At 61.7% G+C, this 14,864-nt stretch carries 11 protein-coding genes; 3 read left to right on the top strand and 8 right to left on the bottom strand.

Going from position 1 to position 14,864, the window contains the following annotated elements:
• The first annotated feature begins 268 nt into the window (after window positions 1-268).
• Window positions 269-2,494, top strand: a complete 2,226-nt coding sequence (locus tag K226_RS0109925) for a bifunctional diguanylate cyclase/phosphodiesterase (protein WP_024814660.1) — start codon at window positions 269-271, stop codon at window positions 2,492-2,494.
• Between the two features lie 52 nt (window positions 2,495-2,546).
• Here K226_RS0109925 and glmM read toward each other — a convergent pair whose 3' ends face one another.
• The 4 genes from glmM to K226_RS0109905 form a co-directional block, all read right to left on the bottom strand.
• Entirely contained in the window at window positions 2,547-3,881 is a 1,335-nt protein-coding gene (glmM, locus tag K226_RS0109920; RefSeq protein ID WP_024814659.1) for a phosphoglucosamine mutase, read from the bottom strand.
• 316 nt (window positions 3,882-4,197) lie between these two features.
• Complete coding sequence (gene folP / locus K226_RS0109915; RefSeq protein WP_024814658.1) at window positions 4,198-5,043, bottom strand: dihydropteroate synthase; 846 nt, start codon at window positions 5,041-5,043, stop codon at window positions 4,198-4,200.
• Between the two features lie 70 nt (window positions 5,044-5,113).
• On the bottom strand, window positions 5,114-7,033 hold the full coding sequence (gene ftsH / locus K226_RS0109910; RefSeq protein ID WP_024814657.1) for an ATP-dependent zinc metalloprotease FtsH: 1,920 nt from the start codon (window positions 7,031-7,033) through the stop codon (window positions 5,114-5,116).
• Between the two features lie 164 nt (window positions 7,034-7,197).
• Window positions 7,198-7,860 carry an RlmE family RNA methyltransferase gene (locus tag K226_RS0109905; RefSeq protein ID WP_024814656.1) on the bottom strand — a complete coding sequence of 221 codons (663 nt, stop codon included), beginning with the start codon at window positions 7,858-7,860 and terminating at the stop codon, window positions 7,198-7,200.
• A gap of 106 nt (window positions 7,861-7,966) precedes the next feature.
• Between K226_RS0109905 and K226_RS0109900 the strand changes: the two genes are divergently transcribed.
• A complete protein-coding gene (locus K226_RS0109900; protein ID WP_024814655.1) occupies window positions 7,967-8,443 on the top strand; it encodes a YhbY family RNA-binding protein in 477 nt (158 codons plus the stop codon).
• A 5-nt stretch (window positions 8,444-8,448) separates the two neighbouring features.
• Window positions 8,449-9,195, top strand: coding sequence for a hypothetical protein (locus tag K226_RS0109895; RefSeq protein ID WP_024814654.1), 747 nt, complete (start codon window positions 8,449-8,451; stop codon window positions 9,193-9,195).
• A gap of 58 nt (window positions 9,196-9,253) precedes the next feature.
• Here the strand turns inward: K226_RS0109895 and K226_RS0109890 are convergent, their stop codons facing one another.
• From K226_RS0109890 to carA, 4 genes are all read right to left on the bottom strand, one after another.
• Window positions 9,254-9,676 carry a DUF4149 domain-containing protein gene (locus tag K226_RS0109890; protein WP_024814653.1) on the bottom strand — a complete coding sequence of 141 codons (423 nt, stop codon included), beginning with the start codon at window positions 9,674-9,676 and terminating at the stop codon, window positions 9,254-9,256.
• Window positions 9,677-9,687: 11 nt separating this feature from the next.
• The gene (gene greA, locus K226_RS0109885; protein WP_024814652.1) at window positions 9,688-10,164 is read right to left on the bottom strand and encodes a transcription elongation factor GreA; all 477 of its coding nucleotides are present in this window, start codon (window positions 10,162-10,164) and stop codon (window positions 9,688-9,690) included.
• A 180-nt stretch (window positions 10,165-10,344) separates the two neighbouring features.
• Complete coding sequence (gene carB / locus K226_RS0109880; protein WP_024814651.1) at window positions 10,345-13,611, bottom strand: carbamoyl-phosphate synthase large subunit; 3,267 nt, start codon at window positions 13,609-13,611, stop codon at window positions 10,345-10,347.
• Window positions 13,611-14,786, bottom strand: a complete 1,176-nt coding sequence (gene carA / locus K226_RS0109875; protein WP_024814650.1) for a glutamine-hydrolyzing carbamoyl-phosphate synthase small subunit — start codon at window positions 14,784-14,786, stop codon at window positions 13,611-13,613. The genes carB and carA overlap by 1 nt, the downstream gene beginning before the upstream one ends.
• Window positions 14,787-14,864: the final 78 nt, after the last annotated feature.

Raw genomic sequence — 14,864 nt, 5'->3', positions numbered from 1 at the left:
GTGACAAGGCCATGTCTGCGCCATGTCGGAACCGTGACGCATGGACTCCGCAAACACTGGCATTGCAGGGTTTTCTCCGCAGGCAATACAACACCGACGGCGAGAGGTGGCAATGCCCCGCTTCGGTATCTGACCCCCTGCTCCCCCTTTAGCCAGCCACCGGAACCATGGCGCACGCTGGATTGCCATCAATACACCGCTTGAATGGCTGCTGCTACACTTTGGAACAGATTTGTGGGCCTCCTGGCTCCTTGACCATCACGGTTTCATGCCCTCCCCGCACAGCACCCCAGAATTGCAGTCTTTCGGCGCGGTGCCTGACACGCAACTTGAGCGCACCCTGCGCGAACAGCAGATCCTGCTGGACAGCGCAGGGGTGGGCATCGTTTTCATGCGACAGCGGGTACTGGTGCGCTGCAACCAACGTTACGCCGAGATTTTTGGCTATGCGTCACCGCAGCAGATCATTGGGCTCAGCAGCGAAGTCCTCTACCCGAGCCGTGAGGAATTTCGCGAACTGGGGCGCAGCGCTTATCCCACCATGGCACGGGGCCAGACCTACCGCGTGGAGCGCCAGATGCGCCGCTGCAACGGAGAACTGTTCTGGGGCAACCTGACAGGCCGCCTCATCAACCCCCTGGACACGACCGAGGGATCCATCTGGATACTGGATGACATTGATGAGCAAAAGCGGGCCCAGGCACAACTGAGCGATGCGCTACGAGAAAAACAGCTGCTGTTCGACCATGCCATGGTCGGTATTGTTTTTCTTCGTGAACGGCACCTTACGCGTTGCAACCGCCATTTCGAGCAAATGCTGGGATACGCCCCCGGTGAACTGGCCCAAGGCCCATCCAGGCGCTGGTATGCCAGTGATGCGGTGTGGGAAGACGTTGGCCGAAGGTGCTATCCAATGCTGGCTGCTGGCCAAGCCTTCGAGGGGGAGGTGGAAATGTGCCGCAAGGACGGCACGCCCGTGGTGTGCGAGGTGCGCAGCAAATCCCTTGACCCTGACGACCCGTCCCAAGGCTCGGTCTGGATCGCCATGGATGTCACCGAACGCAAGCAAGCCCAGGCAGCGCTTGCCATGGCACACGAGCGACTTGAGCAACAGGTGCAGGACCGCACGCGTGAACTGCGCGACACCGTGGACAGCCTGCACAGCGAAATCCGCGACCGCAAAGCGGACCAGGAACGCATTTACTGGCTCGCCCACTACGACCCTCTCACCGGTCTGCCCAACCGGACACTGCTGGCGGAGCGCGCAGAATGCGCCATCCGCCTGGCCAAGGAGGCCGGCACGCCGTTGGCGGTGATTTTTCTGGATCTTGACCATTTCAAGCATGTGAATGATTCGCTGGGGCATCGCGTGGGGGATGCCCTGCTGGTTGAAATTGCAGCGCGGCTGCGGGCTGTGGTGCGCGACAAGGACACAGTGTCGCGTTTGGGCGGCGATGAGTTCATCCTGCTGCTGCCTGGCGCTAGCGCCCATGGCGCAGCCCACGTCGCCGGAAAGCTACAGGAAGCGTCTCGCCACCACTACGAGATCGACCACCACGAACTCACCGTGGCCCCGTCCATGGGCATCGCGTTATTCCCCGGCGATGGAGAAGATTTCGACACCCTCACCCAGTCGGCAGACGTAGCCATGTACCAGGCCAAGTTGGACGGGCGCAACACCTTCCGGTTTTTTACGCCCGAAATGCAGGCGCAGTCAGTGCGGGTGCTGCAACTCCAAAATGCCTTGCGCCGGGCGCTTGAACGCAACCAGCTCAGCGTGCACTATCAACCCCAGGTGGACCTGCCGACGGGAAGAGTGCACGGCGTGGAAGCCCTCCTGCGCTGGCAGCACCCCGAGTGGGGCACCATTGCGCCCTCCGAATTCATCCCCATTGCAGAAGACAGCGGGCAGATCCTTCCGATCGGTGAGTGGGTGCTGCGCACTGCACTAACGCAACTCAAGGCCTGGCGTATGAGCGGCATCACCGGTCTGACCGTGGCCGTGAATCTTTCGGCCGTTCAGTTTCGCCAGCCGCAACTGCCTGAAATGGTGGGCCAAATACTTGCAGCCTGTGACGTTCCTGCCCAGGCGCTAGAACTTGAATTGACCGAGGGCGTGGCGGTCGATGATCCGCAGGCGGCAGCCGCCACGATGGACCAGCTTCATGCGCGTGGTGTGCGGATGGCGATGGATGACTTTGGCACGGGCTACTCGTCGCTCAGCCAGCTCAAGCGGTTCCAGATCTTCAAGCTCAAAATCGACCAATCATTCGTACGAGACCTGGAACACGACGCCAACGACCGCGCCATCGTGAGTGCCGTCATCCGCATGGCACAGGCGCTGGGAATGCGCACCATCGCGGAGGGGGTGGAAACCGAAGGTCAACTCACCTTCCTGCGCGAGCAAGGTTGCGATGAAGCCCAGGGTTACTACTTCAGCCATCCATTGCCGGCGCCCGAGGTGGAAACCTTCATCCGCCAGCGTCTGGGCTAAGCAGGCAAATCCACCCCCGCCCGTCCGGATATTCTGAGTCGGCCCGAGCCACTTAACCCGCACGCGCCGCATCGGCCAGCCGCTGGGCGCAGGCACTGGCCATTTGCGCATCGCGCGCCTCCACCATCACACGCAGCAAAGGCTCGGTGCCACTTGCACGAATCAGGAGCCGCCCGGTGCTACCCAGTTCCTGCTCAACGGCATGGGTCGTTTGTGCCAACAACTTGTTGGCCTTCCAGTCCTGCCCCGGCGCCAGGCGGACATTCAGCAGCACCTGCGGATAGAGCACCACATCGGCCAGCAGTTGCCCCATGTTTTGTCCACTGCGCACGCACGCCTGCAGCACCTGCAAGGCGCTGACGATGCCGTCACCCGTGGTGTGGCGGTCCAGCGCCAGCAGATGCCCCGAGCCCTCGCCACCCAGCACCCAGTGGTGGCGGGCCAGTTCCTCCAAAACGTAGCGGTCGCCCACGCGTGCCCGCACAAGCTTCACACCGCGCGCCTGCAACGCGACTTCAACGGCCATGTTGGTCATCAAGGTACCAACCACGCCGGGCACATGCTCGTCACGTCCCATGCGATCGGCCGCCATGAGGTAAAGCAACTCATCACCGTTGTAGAGACGCCCGGTCGCGTCCACCATCTGCAGACGGTCGGCATCGCCGTCCAGTGCGATGCCATAGTCAGCATGATTGGCGCGCACAGCACGCACCAGCGCGTCCGGATGGGTGGCACCGACCTCGTGGTTGATATTGACGCCGTCAGGAGCACACCCAATCGCCAGCACCTCAGCACCCAGCTCATGAAACACCTTGGGGGCCACCTGGTAGGCAGCGCCATGGGCCGCATCCACCACAATTTTGAGGCCCTTGAGGGTCAGATCCGACGGAAACGTGCTCTTGCAAAACTCAATGTACCGCCCTGCTGCATCGTCGAGTCGGCGGGCCTTGCCCAGCGTGGCAGAGTCAGCCCACTTGGGCGGCTCCTCCAGCGCAGCTTCTACCGCCAGCTCCCACGCGTCCGGCAGCTTGGTCCCCTGTGCACTGAAAAATTTGATGCCGTTGTCCGGGTACGCGTTGTGACTGGCACTGATGACCACTCCCAGGCTGGCGCGCTGCGCCCGCGTCAGATATGCCACACCCGGAGTGGGCAGGGGCCCCAGCAGCACCACATCGACCCCCGCCGAGTTAAAACCAGACTCCAGTGCGCTCTCGAGCATGTAGCCTGAAATACGAGTGTCCTTGCCGATCAGCACCGTGGGGCGCTCTTCAGTCTGTTTGAGCACTCGCCCGACAGCATGCGCCAGACGCAAGACAAAGTCAGGGGTGATGGGCGCCTGGCCAACGGTGCCGCGAATGCCGTCGGTACCAAAATATTTTTGAGTCATGGGAGTCGACTTTACGCTGCTGTTTTATTTCACATTTGAGTCTAGCGCACGGCGCAGCCGCCGCCTTGCGAGCCCACATCAGTCCAATCCCGGCTTGACGCCCAAGGCTGGCCGGAAAGCAAGGGCCCCAATCGGGACTGGGCGTTTCAAGGAAGTATTACAGCACCGCTGGACTCGCCTTTGTCCCGCCCAACATCAGCGAAGCCGTGCTGCCCTGCCAGCATGAGCTAATGCACTACTCCGGTCAAAAGGGCCATGACAGACAAGGCAAAAAAATCCTTGAAAAATGGCCTTTCAGCGTCCACGGGAGCAAACACTATGGCGCCCCTACCGCCTCGCTCGACTCCATGGCACGCCATACGGCGAGGGCCTGCACTGTTTCGCGCACGTCATGCACGCGCACAATGCGCGCACCGCGCTCCACTGCAAGCAGCGCCGCAGCCACGCTGGGCTGCAGCCGCTGGTCCACATCCAGCCCTGTGACTGCACCCAATGATGACTTGCGCGACCAGCCGGCCAGCACGGGATAGCCCAGCGCCAGCAGTTCGCGCTGGCGCGCCAGCAGCGTGAAATTTTGCGCGACGGTTTTGCCAAAACCAATGCCCGGGTCCACAACAATTCGAGTCTTTTCGACCCCTAGCGCTTGCATGGCTTGCGCTAATAGCTCCAAAAATGATAGCACTTGTTGCAGTACATCACCCGCCATGGGCGCTGCCTGCATGGTCTGCGGATCGCCGTGCATGTGCATCAGGCACACACCGCACCGCGGGTGCCGCGCCACCACCTGCGCGGAACCTGGCTGGCGCAAAGCCCAAATGTCATTGACGATATCGGCACCGAGGTCGAGCACAGCCTGCATGACCTCGGGTTTATAGGTATCCACTGAAATCGGCACACCAAAGCCAACGGCACCGCGCACCAGGGGCAGCACACGCGCCAGTTCCTCCTCCAGCTCCACAGCCGGGCTGCCAGGGCGGGTGGATTCGCCGCCGATATCCAGGATATCGGCACCATCCTTCAAAAGCTGCTCACAGTGGCGCAAAGCAGAGGCCGTCGAGCCATGGCGTCCCCCGTCGGAGAAGGAGTCTGGCGTCACATTGACAATGCCCATGGTCTGCGGGCGTGTCAGGTCTATGGTGAAACGGGTGGTTTGCCAGAGCATGGGCTTCCAATAAAAACAAACAAAAACGGGGCCGCAAGCCCCGTTTTTGTAGTGAACACGCTCCCCGGCGTCAGGCGACGGTGGGGGCTGGCTCTGTGGCAACGGCAGGCGATCCGCCGCTGGGGCCGTCACCCGAGGACGGAGGCGTACGCGGCGTCCAGTCTTTGGGCGGACGAGGCGCCTTGCCGGCCATGATGTCGTCAAGCTGGTCGGTATCGATGGTTTCCCATTCGAGCAAGGCCTTGGCCATAGCGTGCATCTTGTCGCTGTTTTCTTCAATCAGACGGCGGGCCAGGTTGTATTGCTCGTCGATGATGCGGCGCACTTCCATGTCCACCTTTTCCATGGTCTGCTCGCTCATGGTGGTGGTCTTGGTCACCGAACGGCCCAGAAACACTTCGCCTTCGTTCTCGGCGTACACCATCGGGCCCAGGGCGTCAGTCATGCCATAGCGGGTAACCATGTCACGGGCAATGTGCGTGGCGCGCTCAAAGTCATTGCTGGCGCCGGTGGTCATCTGGTTCATGAACACTTCTTCGGCGATACGGCCACCAAACAGCATGCTGATCTGGTTGAGCATGTACTCGCGGTCGTAGCTGTAGCGGTCCTGCGCAGGCAGGCTCATCGTCACACCCAGGGCACGGCCACGGGGAATGATGGTGACTTTGTGCACGGGGTCGCACTTGGGCAGCAGCTTGCCAATAAGGGCGTGTCCAGACTCGTGATAGGCCGTGTTGCGGCGCTCTTCCTCGGGCATGACCATGCTCTTGCGCTCGGGACCCATGAGAATCTTGTCCTTGGCCTTTTCAAAGTCTTGCATCTCCACGGTGCGTGCGTTGCGGCGCGCAGCCATCAGGGCAGCTTCGTTGCACAGGTTGGCCAGGTCGGCGCCACTCATACCGGGCGTGCCACGGGCAATGATGCCTGGGGCCACGTCCTGGCCGATCGGGATCTTGCGCATGTGCACGTTCAGAATCTGCTCGCGGCCACGAATGTCGGGCAGCGTCACATACACCTGGCGGTCAAAGCGGCCGGGGCGCAACAAGGCGGCGTCCAGGATGTCGGGGCGGTTGGTGGCAGCCACAACAATCACACCCAGGTTGGTCTCAAAACCATCCATCTCGACCAGCATCTGGTTCAGGGTCTGCTCGCGCTCGTCATTGCCACCACCAAGGCCAGCGCCACGCTGGCGGCCCACGGCATCAATCTCATCAATGAAGATGATGCAGGGGGCGTTCTTCTTGGCGTTGTCGAACATGTCGCGCACACGGGATGCGCCCACGCCAACGAACATTTCCACAAAATCGGACCCCGAAATACTGAAGAACGGCACCTTGGCTTCGCCAGCAATTGACTTCGCCAACAGGGTCTTTCCGGTTCCGGGCGGCCCTACCAGCAGCAAGCCTCGGGGAATACGACCACCGAGTTTCTGGAATTTCTGTGGATCTTTCAGGAAGTCGACGACTTCCTTCACTTCTTCCTTGGCTTCATCGCAACCAGCGACGTCGGCAAAGGTCACGGTATTGGTGTTCTCGTCCAGCAAACGCGCCTTGCTCTTACCGAAACTAAATGCGCCGCCCTTGCCGCCGCCCTGCATCTGGCGCATGAAGTACACCCACACGCCGATCAACAGCAGCATGGGGCCCCAACTGACCAGCAGAGTCATGAGCAGGGAACCTTCTTCGCGGGGCTTAACGTCGAACTTGACGTTGTTGGCAATCAGGTCGCCGACCAGGCCGCGGTCGAGGTAGGTGGCAGTCGTGCGCACTTTGCGGTCATCGTTGGTGACTGCAATGATCTCGGTGCCGCCCTGGCCTTCCTGGATGGTGGCACTCTTGATGCGACTGTTTCGAACTTCCTCCAGGAACTCCGAATAGCCGACATGGCCAGCACTGGCGCCTGTGCGGGTATCAAACTGTTTGAATACAGTGAACAGCACCATGGCAATGACCAGCCACACGGCAATTTTTGAAAACCACTGATTGTTCAAGCAGGACTCCAGTCGCGGAAAAAACGGTCACGAAGCCGTCATGGCATACGTGTGGACCATTTTATGTGTTTCAAGCCTTGGGAGGAGGCTTATTCCCCCTCCCGGCCATGGACTCAGCGCGGGCTTTAAGCCCCATGGCACAAAAAATGATGGAGCGGTTTACCTCAAGCCAGTGGTTTGAGACCCATGCCCACCAGAAAAGTTTCGGAGGATTTGTCGCGCGATGCCTTGGGCTTGAGCGGTTTGACGGTTTTGAAACGGCTCTTGAAAAGCACTACCAACTCGCCATAACCGCTACCGTGGAACAGCTTGACCACCAGCGCACCCTCGGGCTTCAGGTGCTGGCAGGCGAAGTCCACGGCAAGCTCCACGAGATGCGCAATGCGCGCCGTGTCAGCCGAATCAATTCCGGACAGGTTGGGCGCCATGTCGGACACCACCACATCCACCGGCCGCCCCTGCAAAGCGCCTTCCAGCTGCTGCAATACCTCGGACTCCCGGAAGTCTCCTTGCAGGAAGGTCACGCCCTCGACCGGCTCCATCGGCAAGACGTCCAGCGCGATGATGCAGCCATTGAGTTGCCCGGCAGCTGCACCGGTAGGAGACAGGCGCCTGCGTACATACTGGCTCCAGGCGCCCGGGGTTGAACCCAGATCCACCACCGTATGTCCCGGCTTGATCAACCCCAGCTGCTCGTCGATCTCCTTGAGCTTGTAGGCCGCGCGGGCCCGATAACCCTCTTTGTGGGCCAGCTTGACGTAGGTGTCATTGACATGGTCGTTCAACCAGGCCTTGTTGACCTTCTTGCTTTGGGTTTTTACTTTCATACGGCTCCATTGTCTCTCGACAATCGGTACCGCCGATTGCGTCCGGGGCTCATTTCGCGAAGCGACACGAAGATGCGCCGCAACCAGCCGCAGACATAATACGGCCATGTCCCAAATTCAACTGACTCCCGCAGAACGCCGGGAACATCGCGCCAATGCCCACCACCTCGACCCCGTGGTCCTTGTGGGAGGAGATGGCCTGACCCCCGCAGTGCAAAAAGAAATTGATGCCGCCCTTAACGCCCATGGGCTGATCAAGGTGCGCATATTCAACGACGACCGGGCCGCCCGAGAGCTGATTTACCAGCAGCTCGCCGCAGATCTGAACGCCGCACCCATCCAGCACATCGGCAAGCTTCTGGTGCTCTGGCGTCCGCAGCCCCCCAAGGAACGCACGCCCGACGAAGACCGCATGCCCGGCCCACGCGACGTCAAGGTGCTCAAATACAGCAAGCGCGGTGGCCAGCGACCCGAAATCAAGCAACTGCGCGTGTTGGGCAACCAACGCCTCACGCCCGGAGGGCAGATCAAGCGGGCCAAGAAGCCCAAACTCAAATCGGTCAAGAAACGCCAGGCTGACTGAGCCGCATGACAGCCGCAGTATCGGCGCATGAGCGCCACGTCATCTGCATGAAATGGGGCACGAAATACGGCCCCGAATATGTCAATCGCCTTTACGCGATGGTGCGACGCCACCTGAGCGGGGACTTCCGTTTCGTCTGCCTCACGGACGACAGCACAGGCATACGCAGCGAAGTGCAGTGTTTGCCCATCCCGCCCCTGGATTTGCCCGCCGGCATTCCGGAACGGGGCTGGACCAAGCTGGCCACGTTCAGCGCCGATCTGCACGGACTGCGGGGCACTGCGCTGTTCCTGGATGTGGATGTGGTGATTACCGGTAGCCTGGATGAGTTTTTCACCCAGCCCGGTGAGTTTTTGATCATCCACGACTACAAGCGGCCTTGGCGCATCACCGGCAACTCGTCTGTGTACCGGTTCGAACTGGGCGCCCACCCAGACGTGTTGGAATATTTTCGGGGCCATTTCGACACCATTCGCCAGCAGTTTCGCAACGAACAGGCTTACTTGTCAGATTTTCTGCACAAACAAGGCAAGCTGCAGTACTGGCCCGCCGCATGGTGTCCGAGCTTCAAATACCACGGCATTCCCCGCTGGCCCACCAATTACTGGAAGGCCCCCTTCGTTCCGCCAGGCGCGCGCATCGTGATCTTTCATGGGGAGTGCAACCCCCCGGATGCGCTGGCAGGACGGCGCAATCGCCGTTTTCGCTACATCCGCCCCGCCACCTGGGTGGCCGAGCACTGGCACGAGTGACCGGGGAACACGGCGGCAGAGACTGCTGCCGCCTGAAAAGGCCCTGAACCGGGCCTTGTCAGGTGGGTGCTGGCGTGGCCCGCAAGGTTCGCCAGAGCACCACCAGGGCACAGCACCACTGCAGGGCATACATCACGCTACCCACCGAGTGCCACAGGCGCAGATCCTGCCGGGCGACAATGCGAGGCGCCACACCAAACTGGACCAGCAAGGCCAGCAGCAACCCGCCAACTATAAAAACCATAGCTGCTTGCGCCCATGGATATTGGGTTACCTCGCCTTTTGGCCTTGACATCAGCAGCAACAGCACGCAACACACCACCGTCACCCAGGTCTGTGCGGCAAACAGCCGTGCCGCCATGCCGCCCGCCATTGCGGGAGAAGGCAAGTGCGCAAACAGCAGCGGCACGACCAAGAACCCGATCGTTGTCAGGCTGCCCCACCACAGGGCGGCCAAAAGTGCAGGAAGGCGGCTGAGCATGGCGCCTGGCGTCACAGGTAGCTGACAGCCACCACTTCGTAGCGCCGCACACCGCCCGGCGCCAGCACTTCCGCCGTGTCGCCCTCTTCCTTGCCAATCAAGGCCCGGGCAATCGGGCTGGAGATATTGATCAGGCCTTGCTTCAGGTCGGCCTCGTCCTCGCCCACGATCTGGTATTTAACCGTGTCGCCAGACTCTTCGTCTTCCAGCTCGACCGTGGCGCCAAAGACCACCTTGCCACCGCCGTCCACGCCGCTCGGATCGATGACCTGCGCGACCGAGAGCTTGCCCTCGATTTCCTGAATGCGCCCCTCGATGAACCCCTGGCGGTCCTTGGCGGCATCGTAGTCGGCGTTTTCGCTGAGGTCGCCCTGCGCTCGCGCTTCGGCAATGGCCGTGATCACGGCGGGCCGCTCCACGGTCTTGAGGCGATGCAGCTCTGTCTTGAGCTTTTCAGCGCCGCGCTTGGTAATGGGAATGGTGGCCATTCTGTTGAGTCTCCATCAATCAAAACGGTGAAGCGGCACAGCAGCCCCACCGGTCAGTCACCCGACATGGCCACGGAATTTCCGTGCCAATGCCACTGGCGACCCTACAAAAGGAAACCGCCGCACGTTGCCGCGCGGCGGTGTCTGGTCAGCGGCAGATTATGCCGCGTTTGCCGGGGCTCAGGCCACCAGCTGGGCGTGCAGCTCCTGCACCGAATACACATCGAGCTTGTCGAGAAACTTCATGCCCTCGACGGCGGCTTCGGCACCAAAGATGGTCGTGAACGTGGTCACGCGCGCCAGCAGCGACGACGTGCGAATGGCACGCGAATCGGCAATGGCGTTGCGCCGCTCTTCCACCGTGTTGATAACCATGACAATCTCGTCGTTCTTGATCATGTCCACGATGTGCGGGCGACCTTCGGTCACCTTGTTGACCACCTGCACCGGCACACCAGCCGCCTCAATGGCCGCCGCCGTGCCCTTGGTGGCCACCAGCTCGAAGCCCAGGGCCACGAGCTGGCGTGCGATGTCCACGGCGCGTGCTTTGTCGCTGTTCTTCACGGTGAGGAAAACCTTGCCCGAGGTGGGCAGCTTGGTGCCCGCGCCCATCTGGCTCTTCACGAAGGCTTCGCCAAAGGTCTTGCCCACGCCCATGACTTCGCCGGTGGACTTCATCTCGGGGCCGAGGATGGTGTCCACACCGGGGAATTTGACGAACGGGAACACGGCTTCCTTCACGCTGAAATATGGCGGCGTCACCTCCTTGGTGATGCCTTGCGAGGCCAGTGTCTGGCCTGCCATGCAGCGTGCCGCCACCTTGGCCAGCTGGATGCCCGTGGCCTTGCTCACGAAGGGCACCGTGCGCGAGGCGCGCGGATTCACTTCGAGCACGTAGATGATGTCCTTGCCGTCGGCTTCCTGAATGGCGAACTGCACATTCATCAGTCCCACCACATTCAGGCCCTCGGCCATCGCGGCCGTCTGGCGCTTGATTTCATCCACCGTGGCCTTGGACAGGTAATACGGCGGCAGCGAGCAAGCCGAGTCGCCGCTGTGCACGCCGGCCTGTTCGATGTGCTCCATCACGCCGCCAATGAATGTCACGCCGGTCGAATCACGCACGCAGTCCACGTCGCACTCGATGGCGTTGGAGAGGAAGCGGTCGAGCAGCACGGGCGAGTCATGGCTCACCTTCACGGCCTCGCGCATGTAGCGCTCGAGGTCGCGTTGCTCGTGCACGATTTCCATCGCGCGGCCGCCCAGCACGTAGCTGGGGCGCACCACCAGCGGGTAACCCAGTGCGGCGGCCTTTTCCAGGGCCTCGGGCTCGGTGCGCGCCGTGGCATTGGGCGGCTGGCGCAGTTGCAGCTTGTGCAGCAGCGCCTGGAAGCGCTCGCGGTCTTCGGCGGCATCGATCATGTCGGGGCTGGTGCCGATGATGGGCACGCCTGCGGCTTCCAGATCGAGTGCCAGCTTCAGCGGCGTCTGACCGCCGTACTGCACGATCACGCCCACCGGCTTTTCCTTGTCGACGATTTCCAGCACGTCTTCCAGCGTGACGGGCTCGAAATACAGGCGGTCCGAGGTGTCGTAGTCGGTCGAAACCGTTTCAGGGTTGCAGTTGACCATGATGGTTTCATAACCATCCTCGCGCATGGCAAGGGCCGCGTGCACGCAGCAATAGTCGAACTCGATGCCCTGCCCAATGCGGTTGGGGCCACCGCCCAGCACCATGATCTTCTTGGCGTTGGTCGGCTCGGCTTCGCATTCTGCGACGCCACCGTGAGCGGCGTTCTCGTAGGTCGAATACAGGTAGGCCGTGTTGGTGGCGAACTCGGCGGCGCAGGTGTCCACGCGCTTGTAGACAGGGCGCACCTTGAGCGCGCGGCGCGCTTCGCGCACGGCCTTTTCCGTGGTCTTGAGCAGCTTGGCCAGACGGCGGTCGGAAAAGCCCTTCTGCTTGAGCGTGTGCAGCGTGGCGGCATCGAGTGCAGCCAGGGCTGCATCGCCCTTTTCCACTGCCAGCTGGTCCAGCTCCAGTTCGATCTTTACGATCTGCTCGATCTGCACGAGGAACCACTTGTCGATCTTGGTGAGGTCGAACACCTCGTCCACCGACAGGCCCATGGCAAATGCATCGCCCACATACCAGATGCGCTCGGGGCCGGGCTCGCCCAGTTCCTTTTCGAGCACTTCGCGGTCCTGGGTCTTTTCGTTCATGCCGTCCACGCCCACTTCCAGGCCGCGCAGGGCTTTCTGGAACGATTCCTGGAAGGTGCGGCCCATGGCCATGACTTCGCCCACCGATTTCATCTGCGTGGTCAGGCGGCTGTCGGCCGTGGGGAATTTTTCGAACGCGAAACGCGGGATCTTGGTGACCACATAGTCGATCGAAGGCTCGAACGACGCGGGCGTGGCGCCACCCGTGATTTCGTTCTTGAGCTCATCGAGCGTGTAGCCCACGGCCAGCTTGGCCGCCACCTTGGCAATCGGGAAACCCGTGGCCTTGGAGGCCAGCGCGGACGAACGCGACACGCGCGGGTTCATCTCGATCACGACCATGCGGCCGTCTTTGGGGTTGATCGAGAACTGCACGTTGGAGCCGCCCGTGTCCACACCGATCTCGCGCAGCACCGCCAAAGAGGCGTTGCGCATGATCTGGTATTCCTTGTCGGTCAGCGTCTGCGCAGGGGCCACGGTGATCGAGTCGCCCGTGTGCACACCCATCGGGTCCAGGTTCTCGATGGAGCAGATGATGATGCAGTTGTCCGCCTTGTCTCGGACCACTTCCATCTCATACTCTTTCCAGCCGAGCAGCGACTCTTCGATCAGCAGCTCGTTGGTGGGCGAGGCTTCCAGACCGCGCTTGCAGATGGTCTCGAACTCTTCAGGGTTGTAGGCGATGCCGCCGCCCGTGCCGCCCAGCGTGAAGCTGGGGCGAATGACGGTGGGGAAGCCCACGCTCTTTTGCACGGCCCAGGCCTCGTCCATGCTGTGGGCGATGCCGGAGCGCGCGGAGCCCAGACCGATCTTGGTCATGGCGTCCTTGAACTTCAAGCGGTCTTCGGCCTTGTCGATGGCTTCAGGCGTCGCACCGATGAGCTCGACCTTGTATTTGTCGAGCACACCGTTGTGCCACAGGTCGAGCGCGCAGTTGAGCGCGGTCTGGCCACCCATGGTGGGCAGAATCGCGTCGGGGCGCTCCTTGGCGATGATCTTCTCGACCGTCTGCCAGGTAATGGGCTCGATGTAGGTGACGTCGGCAGTGGCCGGGTCGGTCATGATCGTGGCGGGGTTGCTGTTGATCAGGATGACCTTGTAACCCTCTTCGCGCAGCGCCTTACAGGCCTGCACGCCGGAGTAGTCGAACTCGCAGGCCTGGCCGATGATGATGGGGCCGGCGCCGATGATGAGGACGCTTTGGATGTCGGTGCGCTTTGGCATTATTTTTTCTCCTGGGCCGTGGCCATCAATGCCGTGAAGCGGTCAAACAGGTAGGCAATATCATGCGGGCCGGGCGAAGCCTCGGGGTGACCCTGAAAGCAGAACGCCGGCTTGTCGGTGCGCACCAAGCCTTGCAGCGTGCCGTCGAACAGGCTGATGTGCGTGGCACGCAGGTTGGCGGGCAGCGACTCCATCTCCACCGCAAAGCCGTGGTTCTGGCTGGTGATGCTGACGCGGCCCGTGTCCAGGTCTTTCACCGGGTGGTTGGCGCCGTGGTGGCTGTGCTGCATCTTGAACGTCCGGGCGCCCGAGGCCAGGGCCATGATCTGGTGACCCAGGCAGATACCAAAGGTAGGAACGCCACTCTCGATGATCTGTTGCACCGCGGTGATGGCGTAGTCGCAAGGCGCCGGGTCGCCAGGGCCGTTGGACAGAAACACGCCGTCGGGGTTCATTGCCAGCACTTCGGCGGCTGGCGTTTGGGCAGGCACCACCGTCAGTTTGCAACCGCGCTCTGCCAGCATGCGCAGGATGTTCAGCTTCACACCAAAGTCGTAGGCCACCACATGAAAGCGGGGCGACTCCTGCTTGCCGTAGCCCGTGCCCAGCTTCCACTCGGTCTGTTCCCAGGGATATGCAGCGGCGGTGGTGACCACCTGGGCCAGATCCAGGCCCTTCATGCTGGGCGCCGCCTTGGCAGCGGCCAGCGCGGCGTCGATGTGCGCCTGCGTCACGGTTTCACCGGCCGCCAGGCCGACGATGGCGCCGTTTTGCGCGCCCTGGCTGCGCAGCAGGCGGGTGAGTTTGCGGGTATCGATGTTGGCAATCGCCACTGTCTGCTCGCGCACCAGGTACTGCGAGAGGGTTTCGGTCTGTCGGAAATTGCTGGCCAGCAGGGGCAGGTCCTTGATGATCAGGCCTGCGGCATGGACCTTGTCAGCTTCGATATCCTCGGTGTTGACGCCGTAGTTGCCGATGTGCGGATACGTGAGTGTCACGATCTGCTGGCAATAGCTGGGGTCGGTGAGGATTTCCTGGTAGCCGGTGATGGAGGTGTTGAACACCACTTCGCCGACGGTGGTGCCGGTGGCACCAATCGAATTGCCGATAAAGACCGTGCCGTCTGCGAGCGCCAGGATGGCGGAGGGGAATTTTCCCTGTAGAGACAAAAGCACTGGATTCTCCGGATGGTTACGGTCGCCCGGTGCCTGCAGGCCGCTCGCGCAACGAATGCCGGCGGCTGCTCTCAGATG

The sequence above is a fragment of the Acidovorax sp. JHL-3 genome, from assembly GCF_000526295.1.
Classification (GTDB): Bacteria; Pseudomonadota; Gammaproteobacteria; order Burkholderiales; family Burkholderiaceae_C; genus Acidovorax; species Acidovorax defluvii.
This window is presented reverse-complemented; position numbering and strand designations above follow the sequence as displayed.

Coding starts and splice junctions, on each gene's coding strand:
- K226_RS0109890 (WP_024814653.1), bottom strand. CDS start 9,676: ATGCTCAGCCGCCTTCCTGCACTTTTGGCCGCCCTGTGGTGGGGCAGC.
- K226_RS0109925 (WP_024814660.1), top strand. CDS start 269: ATGCCCTCCCCGCACAGCACCCCAGAATTGCAGTCTTTCGGCGCGGTG.
- glmM (WP_024814659.1), bottom strand. CDS start 3,881: ATGACTCAAAAATATTTTGGTACCGACGGCATTCGCGGCACCGTTGGC.
- carB (WP_024814651.1), bottom strand. CDS start 13,611: ATGCCAAAGCGCACCGACATCCAAAGCGTCCTCATCATCGGCGCCGGC.
- folP (WP_024814658.1), bottom strand. CDS start 5,043: ATGCTCTGGCAAACCACCCGTTTCACCATAGACCTGACACGCCCGCAG.
- greA (WP_024814652.1), bottom strand. CDS start 10,164: ATGGCCACCATTCCCATTACCAAGCGCGGCGCTGAAAAGCTCAAGACA.
- K226_RS0109905 (WP_024814656.1), bottom strand. CDS start 7,860: ATGAAAGTAAAAACCCAAAGCAAGAAGGTCAACAAGGCCTGGTTGAAC.
- K226_RS0109900 (WP_024814655.1), top strand. CDS start 7,967: ATGTCCCAAATTCAACTGACTCCCGCAGAACGCCGGGAACATCGCGCC.
- K226_RS0109895 (WP_024814654.1), top strand. CDS start 8,449: ATGACAGCCGCAGTATCGGCGCATGAGCGCCACGTCATCTGCATGAAA.